This is a genomic window from Prosthecobacter sp. (assembly GCF_044373815.1).
Classification (GTDB): Bacteria; Verrucomicrobiota; Verrucomicrobiia; order Verrucomicrobiales; family Verrucomicrobiaceae; genus Prosthecobacter.
In genome coordinates this window covers 25,438-34,259 of sequence record NZ_JBIPNG010000015.1, presented here as the reverse complement: position 1 = coordinate 34,259, position 8,822 = coordinate 25,438, and the positions used below count along the sequence as shown (strand labels likewise).

At 61.6% G+C, this 8,822-nt stretch carries 4 protein-coding genes; all 4 read left to right on the top strand.

Features of this window, described 5'->3' with window-relative positions; genetic code table 11:
* Positions 1 to 231 precede the first annotated feature (231 nt).
* The 4 genes from ACIREA_RS02635 to ACIREA_RS02620 all read left to right on the top strand — a co-directional run bounded on the left by ACIREA_RS02635 (position 232) and on the right by ACIREA_RS02620 (position 8,772).
* Positions 232 to 1,506, top strand: coding sequence for a DUF1552 domain-containing protein (locus ACIREA_RS02635; protein ID WP_397380266.1), 1,275 nt, complete (start codon positions 232 to 234; stop codon positions 1,504 to 1,506).
* Between the two features lie 18 nt (positions 1,507 to 1,524).
* Complete coding sequence (locus ACIREA_RS02630; protein WP_397380264.1) at positions 1,525 to 5,523, top strand: DUF1592 domain-containing protein; 3,999 nt, start codon at positions 1,525 to 1,527, stop codon at positions 5,521 to 5,523.
* A 71-nt stretch (positions 5,524 to 5,594) separates the two neighbouring features.
* Entirely contained in the window at positions 5,595 to 6,434 is an 840-nt protein-coding gene (locus ACIREA_RS02625) for a GDSL-type esterase/lipase family protein (protein WP_397380262.1), read from the top strand.
* 103 nt (positions 6,435 to 6,537) lie between these two features.
* Entirely contained in the window at positions 6,538 to 8,772 is a 2,235-nt protein-coding gene (locus ACIREA_RS02620; RefSeq protein WP_397380260.1) for a hypothetical protein, read from the top strand.
* Positions 8,773 to 8,822 lie beyond the last annotated feature (50 nt).

The following is an 8,822-nucleotide window of genomic DNA, read 5'->3' as shown; positions in this document are numbered from 1 at the left end:
GAGAAGCGGCCTGGCATCACAATTCCTCATCCAAAAGTTCCAAAAATCTAGCCATCCCATGTCGAGATTCCCCGCAGCCATTTCGTAATCCCATTTGATGAAATACCCCTGCCTGCTTTCACTCTTCGCCCCCCAGCCCGCACTGCCTGTGCGTCTGGCTCAAAGATAAGCAGGGGCCGGTCAGCTTCTGCTGTTCAAACCGGTCCTGTTCCAGCGTATCACTGCTCCCCCATGAACACTCGCCGTCACTTTCTCCGCAGCTCGTCCGCGCTCATCACGCTGCCCGCGCTCGAATCCATCGGCTTCAAGGCTTTTGCCGCGCCCAAGACCGTCACGCCGCCAAAGCGCATGGTCTTCCTCGGTTTCGGCTGGGGTGTCACCAATGAGACCTGGTTTCCCGATGTGAAAAAAACCGGTGCCGCATGGGAACTTTCCGAAGGGCTCAAGCCGCTGGCCAGGCATCAGAAGGACATCACCGTCGTACAGGGCTGCTCCAACAAATACGCCAACGAAGCGCACTGGGGCAGCACCTTCTGGCTAACGGGCGCAAACCGCTATGCCGAGCCCGGGCAGAGCTTTCACAACAGCATCAGCGCAGATCAGGTCGCGGCGGCGCACCTGGGCCAGGACACCCGCTATGCCTCCATCCAGCTCAACTCGCCCGATGTGGCAAACTCGGGCCATGGTCCCGGTCTTTCCATGGCGTGGGATGTGCGCGGCAAACCGCTGGCGGGCCTGGAAAATCCCGTCGCCGCTTTTCACCGTCTCTTTTCCAATGACACCACGCCGCTGAGCGAGCGCCAGGCGATGCTCGCGCAAAAGCGCAGCGTGCTCGATGCCGTGCAGGAGGATGCCAAACGCGTGCAGCAAGGCCTCACCAAGACCGACATCGACAAGCTCGACGAATACTACCAAAGCATCCGCGACATCGAGGTGCGCCTCGGCAAGGACGAGCAATGGCTCAGCGTGCCAAAGACCAAGCCACCGATCAGTGAACCCAAAGAAGGCCTCGCAGGCAAAGAAGAAATCAAAGTGATGTATGACCTCATCATCGCCGCCTTGCAGACGGACAGCACCCGCGTGCTCACCTACCGGCAGCCCGTGGGCACGCTGCTGCAAAGCCTCGCCCTCAAAGTCGCCCCACACGACATGAGCCACTATTCGCCCGGCGACCGCATGGCGGCCTCGCAGAAGCGCGACACTACGCAGAGCGAGCTCCTCGCCGGCCTGATCGACAAACTCAAAGCCACCAAGGAAGCCGATGGCAGCAGCCTCTTTGACCACACCTGCCTCGCCTATGGCAGCAACATCCGCTCCATCCACTTCCTGGACAACTGCCCCACCCTCCTCACCGGCGGCGCAGCCAACATCAAGCTCGGCCATCACCTCGTCCTGCCCAAAGACACACCGCTCGCCAACGTGTGGCTCACACTGCTCAACGGCATGGGCATCAATGCAGAACGCCACGGCGACAGCTCCGGCGTGGTGAAACAACTCATCGCTTAACTCGTCTCTCCTGCCCTGATGAAGCGATCATTCGCCCCACTCGTGCTGTCATTTCTGGGTGCCCTGCCCTCTCACGCCGCCGACGCACCCCACGCTGAGCTCGACTCCAAGCACCGCGCTTTCTTCAAAGATTACTGCCTCAGCTGCCACAATGCCGAGAAGCAAAAAGGCAAGGTCCGTCTCGATGACATCGCCTTCACCTTGGACTCAGTCGAGCGCGCGGATCTCTGGCAAAAGGTGCTCAACTCCATCAACTCAGGCGACATGCCGCCCGAGGATGAAAAGCAGCCTACACCCGACGCGAAGACCGATTTCCTCGACAACCTCTCCCGCACGCTCGTCACCGCACGGGGCCGCCTGGGCGACTCGGGCGGAAACATCGCCATGCGCCGCCTGAACCGGCGTGAGTACAAAAACACCCTGCGCGATCTGCTCGGCGTGGACCTGCGTGTGAACGAACTGCCAGCCGATGGTGGCGCTGGAACATTCGACACCGTGGGTTCATCGCTGTTCATGTCGTCGGACCAGTTTGAGCAATACCTTGCGCTCGGACGTCAGGCGCTCGACGAGCACTTCGCGCGGTTCATCACGCCCACGCCGACCAAGCCGCGCCTGATGCATGTGGAGGCGGAGGCGAGGAATGCTCGCATCGCGGTATCGCTGAAGGAGCGCACGGATGCGCATGAGCGCTACGAGAAGTGGACGACGGCGGTGAATGCGACGGCGACGAGGCCTGAGAATGCGGATGTCGTCGCGCAGATCCGCGCGGAGAAGAAGGGTGATGCGACGCATCTCTTCTTCGCGTGGCAGAGGATCAAAGGCGCGCCTTCACCAGCGGAGTTTGGCTTCTCGGATGCAGTGCATGCAGACGAGCAAGGTCGGCGGAACTGGGTGCATTCCGTGCCGCAGCAGCGTGCTTATCTGGCGCATCCAGCGGCGAAGACGGGCAGCTTCCTGACCATCGAGGATGTGTTCGCGAATCCGTATCAGCCCTTTCGCATCCCTGGCGACTGGCCCGCAGGCGACTACGTGGTGCGTGTGCGCATCGCCTCCACGAGCAACACGCCCAAGGAGCGGCACTTCGTGGAGTTTGGCTCGCAGCACGACACCGGTGTGCGCGCGGTGACCAGCAGCCATCAGATCACCGGCACCATGGAAAAGCCGCAGGTGCTGGAGATTCCGCTGAAGTTTTCGCCAGTGAACGGCCACGGCTTTTTCTTCCAGGAGAAAGGCAGCTACGAGTCCGAGGAGGTCGCGCATCGCATCTTCGCCGAAGCGAAGAAGCGCAACGGCATCGGGCCGGAGTTCGCGCTGTGGATTGACTGGATCGAGGTGGCGAGTGCGAATGCAGCAAATCCCGTCGCCAAGACCATCAAAGAGCGCCGCGAGGTGGAGCTGCATGCCAACGCGATGGTTGGCGGCACTTACAACGGCTACTTCAAAGGCGGCAACGAGGCCGCGAAAACCTACCTCTCCACAGGCAAGCCGCAGAAAGGCATCCCCGACGAGGTGGAGGCGAAGTTTCGTGTGAAAGTATTCGAGGAGCACGGACCCAGCTTTGAGCGCTACCTGAATGATCCGCTCACCAAGACCGGCGCTTATCTCACGATCTACAACGTCCACACCGAAGAAGTCATCACCCTGCCGCCGGACCAGCCTTCCGGCTGGATGAAAACCAAGCACGAACTCGAGAATGCCGCGCCCGGAGACTACCTCCTGCGCTTCCGCATCGGCGCGGTAAAGGGCACGCCCAAAGAGCGGCACTTCGTCGCGCTCGGCAGTCGCAAGGCCGGAGCCGAGGACTTCAGCCTGCTGCAGACTTTTCAGATCAGCGGCAGCACCGATGCACCGCAGATCATCGAAGTGCCCGTGAGCATCAGCGCCGATGGCCCGCGCACCTTTGTGCTGCGTGAGAAGCGCGATGTGAAGCTCGATCACGAAATCTACACCGCTGCGCGCAAAGAAACGAAACTCGGCCCGCCATCCGCGCTGTGGATCGACTGGGTGGAATGGGAGGGCCCGCTGGTGAAACAAGCACCCATCTCGAAAGTGCAGCACATCGAGCCCGAATCCCGCCGTGCGGAGGTGGAGCGCGGTCACAAGCGCTACCAGTTTCTCAATGAGCAATACGGGAAATGGAAAGCAGCCGGTGGCGACGAGGCCAGGCTGAAGGACTTCGGCTTCACCGACAAATCCCATGCCGAATTTGCCAAGGTCGTGTGGGATCAAAACAACCGCTGGTTCCAGCAGTACCTTGACCGCCCGTTGTCAAAGACCGGCCTCTTTCTCGACAACACCGTGCAGGAGACCTGCGAATACGCCATCGACCTGCCCGCCGCCATCGCCACTGGCGACTACGTCATGCGTGTGAAGGTAGGCTGCGTGCCAGACATGCCGGCTGAGCGCGCGTTTCTCAATTTCGTCGAGGCCAGCCCCATCGACAAAGACGACCGCACCTTCCTCACCAGCAAGCAGATCACCGGCACGCTCGAAAAGCCCGAGCTCATCGAGCTGCCCTTCCAGGTACGCCCCGGCGGTCCGCGCAAATTCATCCTCATGGAGAAGCGCCCGCTGAAAAAGGAAACCATCAGCCTACCAGGCCGCACACGGCTGATCACCGACACCAAACAACGCGATCCCGTTCTATGGATCGACTGGATCGAATACGAAGGCCCGCTGAACAAGGCCGAAGCCGGTTCGCAGGTGAAACCCGTGATTGCCACCGGAGACACGAATGCGCGCACCGTGCTCGAAAACTTCGCCGAGCGAGCTTTTCGCGGCAAAAAGCCCTCAGCAGCCTTTGTGGACAAACTCACCGCTCTCTACGAAGTGCGGCGCAAAGCAGGCGATGCTCACGAAGCAGCGCTCAAAGAACCGCTGAGCGTGATTCTGGCCTCACCGGGGTTTTTGTATCTTCAGGAAATCGGTTCCCCATCTTTTTCCCCAAATCTTTTACCCAAAGAAGCGGTTGGTAAAAGGCCGGGCGTGAAAGATGAAAGGCAGAGCTCCCTGTCACCTCCCGAACTCGCCTCCCGCCTCTCCTACTTCCTCTGGAGCGCACCACCGGACGAACAACTCCTCGCCGCCGACCTCACCAAGCCAGACATCCTCGCCCGCGAGGTGGATCGCATGATCGCCAGCGACAAGGCCGACGAATTCGTCAGCGGCTTTGTGCACCAGTGGCTCGGCATGGACCGCCTCGAATTCTTCCAGTTCGACACCAAGCAGTTCCGCGACTTCGACGAAAGCGCCAAAGCCGCAGCACGCCGCGAAGTCTATGAAACCTTCGCTCACCTCCTGCGCCAGCGCGGCAGCCTTTCGAAGCTGCTCAAGAGCGATGAAATTTTCATCAACGGCCTCCTCGCCACCTACTACGGCATCGATGGCGTCAGCGGCGATGCGTTTCAAAAGGTCACGCTGCCCAAAGACTCACCGCGCGGAGGATTGCTCGGCATGGCCGCCATCCTCGCCATGGGCAGCAACGGCGAACGCACCAGCCCCGTCGAGCGCGGAGCCTGGGTGCTGCGCAAACTCCTCCACAACCCGCCGCCGCCCGCACCGCCCAATGTGCCGCAGCTCGACCGCCTCGCGAACAAGCCCATCAGCCCGCACGACCGCCTCCTCGCGCACCAGGAGCAGCCGCAGTGCCTCCAGTGTCACCGCAAGATCGACCCCATCGGCTTCGGTCTCGAAAACTTCAATGCCGCCGGCAAATGGCGCGATGTCGATCACGACCCCAAAACCAAAAAAGACTGGCCCATCGACCCCGCCGGCCAGCTCTTCAACGGCCCCGCCTTCAAGACCTACTTCGATCTCCGCGACCTCATCGCCGCCCGCAGCGAAAACTTCGCCCAAGGCTTCACCGAGGCCCTCATCGAATACGCCCTCGGCCGTCCCTACGGCTTCACCGACGAAGAGCTGGCGAAGAGCATCGTCAAACTCGCGAAGGAAAAGGATTTCACCCTTCGTGAGTTCATCGTGGCCTTGGTGCAGAGTCCGCAGTTTCAGCGGAAGTGACCCACCGTAAAGCACCACAATCGCAGAACCTCCATGTCAAAATTCCCGCAGCCATTTCGTTATCTCATCTGATGAAATTCCCCTGCCTGCTTTCACTCTTCGCCGCCCTCACCGCGCAAGCCCTCGACTACCCCCACGTCACTGCAGAACCGCAAAAAACCGGCTGGCCGCTCACGGCGGAGGAGAAAGCCTACGTGACCAAGCCCGAGCATGAGCGCCGCCCCGGCCGTGAGTCGAACAAGCACCTGCCACAGCTCTGGCCCGTGGTGCCCAGCGCAGGCTTCTTCGGCGGAGATGCCTGGCTGAAGCTGCATGAGGCGCATGTGCAGAGCGTGCAGGCCAATCAGGGTGGCATCGATGTGCTGCTCGTCGGCGACAGCATCACCATCCAGTGGGGTGATTCATGGAAGAAGCACTTCCCCGCCCTCAAAACCGTCAACATCGGCATCGGCGGAGACAAGACGCAGAACGTTCTCTGGCGGCTCGATCACGGCGGCGTCGCAGGCCTGCAGCCGAAGGCCATCGTGCTCATGATCGGCAACAACAACATGTTCTTCACCCCCGAGACCGGGATCGAAGCCGCCGCCAAAGGCATCGAGATGTGCATGAAAAACCTGCGTGAAAAATTCCCCGCCGCCGCCATCATCGTGGCCAAGATCCTGCCTGCCAACGCTCCCGGCACGCCCTTTTACGAAGACATCCAAAAGACCAACGCCGCCCTCGATCCTCTCAAGCTCGAAAGCGATCCCAAGGTGAAAGTGCTCGATCTGTGGAGCGACTTCACCAACCCCGACGGCACCTTGAAGCCCGCCCTTTTCACCCCGGACAACGTCCACCTCTCTTCCACTGGCTACAGCGTTTATGCCGCGCGATTGCAGCCACTGCTTGCCCCGCTTGTCGGCGGCCGCTGAAGTGTTCGCCCTTTGCAGCAAGCAGTCATGGAATACCCCTCAGGCACGCTCAATCATTTGAGTGCGCCTCATCCTGCGCTATGGCGTGCGTTCATCCATTCCCATGAATCACCCCCCGTTCACCGTCACTCTATTTACCTTGCTGTCAGTGGTGGTCCTGCAAACCGCCGCACAGACTGCACCAGCGGACTGGATGCCACGCACGGAGGACGGCGTGCAGCTTTGGTGGGTGGATGGCGCGCCCAAGGTTTTTAACAGCAGCCTGCCACCCAAAAGCGAAACTCTGGCCTTCCAGTTTGGCAGCGAGAAGCTGCTCTTCGACACCCAGCACGTGCGCCCGCTGACTGGCGAGTGGGACTGCGCCATTGTTTCCGCAGGACGACGCTATAGCTGCACCGGCCACGCGGCGCCCAAGGATGAATTTTTCCAACCGGTGCGCTTCGTGGAGTGCGGGCGCTTTTTCCAGCGTGTCGTCATCGAGGATCTGAAATTCGCCGATGCGGAAGGCCGCGAATGGGCCGGCCATGCGCGGCTGGAGATCACCACATGGCCGGATCGGCTCGCCTTTCGCCTGGAGTGCGATGGCAGTGAAACACTGGAGCTGCGCCATGGCGGCAAGACGAGCACAGGCAGCAAGTCGGTACTGCTGGAGGCGGTGAGCGCGGCCTCCACCGCCGTGGTGGAGTCGGAGCTTCCAGTGGAGTTTGATGCAGCGCTGGGCTGCCACCGTCTCGCGCTGCCAGAGCAGCCCTGGAGCAATGCCTCACGCACGTATTACCCCGAGGAGCACCTCGATCGCGTGGACCGCCACCGCGTGACGCTGCGCAATGATGCAGACACCCCCACGGTGGCGCGCCTGATGTTCACGCAGCAAAAGCACCTGACCATCACCGGCTTCCAGCCCATGCTCTGCGATCCGGATGGCACACCCACCGGGCTGCCCGTTCAGCTTTCAAAGAACTGGCACCAGCGCCCGGAGAAAGGTGTGCTGCAGCATGAGGGGCCGTGGTTTCATGGCTTCGCGTATGTGCGTGTGCCGCCGAAGTCGAAGCGCGACTTGGTCTTCCAGATGGTTCATGCGCGCTACGGCGGTGTGTGCGCGGCATCGCATGCGCAGCTCAGCCTCATCGGCTGGGGGCACAATCAGTTCTGGGATCAGGCCGCCGTGGGCAGCTTTGGCGAAAGCATCTGCTTTGAGCCCGGGCGCGTGCAGCGGCGCTGCTTCATTACTGATGTGCGCCCGCTCATGACACTGCCGCACGAGCCCGCCGCCAAACCCTGGGGCTGGGCGGAGAATTGCGGCGGCGGCGATTTTCTCATGTGGATGGATGCCGATGGCCGCTACCAGCCGATGAAAGCAACGCGCACAAACTACCACTCCCACGGCCCCTGCCTCACGAACGTGAGCTACAGCGAAGAATCCAGCGGCGGAGAGATCGCCGCGCAGATGGATGTCTCCGTGCCTGCGGCGAATGATCACCTGCGCACCTTCATCCACCTGCGCTACGTGGTACGCCAGCCGGTGAGGTGGAAACGGCTCGCGTTCTTCCAGCTCGGCGCGGATTTTTACAACACCGTCCCCGCACGTCGGGTCGCCATCGGCGATGTCACCGGCCTGCGCGAAGAATGGGAGCCGCGCCGCGCCAAGGACGAGTATGACCGCACCGCCCTGCCCCTCACCGGTGCAGGCGCATGGATCTCGGTGCATGGCGTGGAGCGCGCGCTGCTGACCAAGGGCCATGCAGCCGCAAGCCGCGGGCTCATCCTGCGCTCCTGGCGCGCCGTGCTTGGCGGCAAGCCCGCCGCGCCGCATCTCTCCTCCTTCTGCACCGAGTGGGGCAAAGGCAACCACCACAACAGCCTCGAACTCGCCCCACCGCCCGGACTCGATGCCCTGCAGTCCGGCGATTTCGTCGAGGCCGATCTGGAGCTCGTCGTCTTTCCCGCCGATACCGCCGCCTACTACGGCCCGGATGCCGCGCTGCGCGACATGCTCTCCCACGATGCCGACACCTGGAAGCCCGTGCAGCGCGAAGCCGCAGGCAATGCGCTCAAGCCCGAAGTCAAGCACGGCACCCTCGTGAAGCCGTATCCGCTCGTCATCGCTGTGGATGATAAACAGCGCGCCCAGGTCAGCCTCACCGGCGGCATCGGCCACATCCCCGTCACCTTCACCGGACTCACCCAGCCACGCAGCCAGCGCCTGCTTGTGAATGGCAAAGCCATCGAGCATTGGCAGACGGATTGGAATGCCGCCACGCAGCGCTGGCAGATCACCTGCAATGTCGAAGCCAGCCCCAATGGCCGGATCGAAATCGAATTCGAGCCCTTGAAATAAATCTCACGCTCCTTCCATTCCGCACTCTCCTTTTAAAAAGCACTGTGATG

Excerpts from the sequence above, each read along its gene's own strand:
- ACIREA_RS02635 (WP_397380266.1), top strand. The coding sequence starts at position 232 with ATGAACACTCGCCGTCACTTTCTCCGCAGCTCGTCCGCGCTCATCACG.
- ACIREA_RS02630 (WP_397380264.1), top strand. The coding sequence starts at position 1,525 with ATGAAGCGATCATTCGCCCCACTCGTGCTGTCATTTCTGGGTGCCCTG.
- ACIREA_RS02625 (WP_397380262.1), top strand. The coding sequence starts at position 5,595 with ATGAAATTCCCCTGCCTGCTTTCACTCTTCGCCGCCCTCACCGCGCAA.
- ACIREA_RS02620 (WP_397380260.1), top strand. The coding sequence starts at position 6,538 with ATGAATCACCCCCCGTTCACCGTCACTCTATTTACCTTGCTGTCAGTG.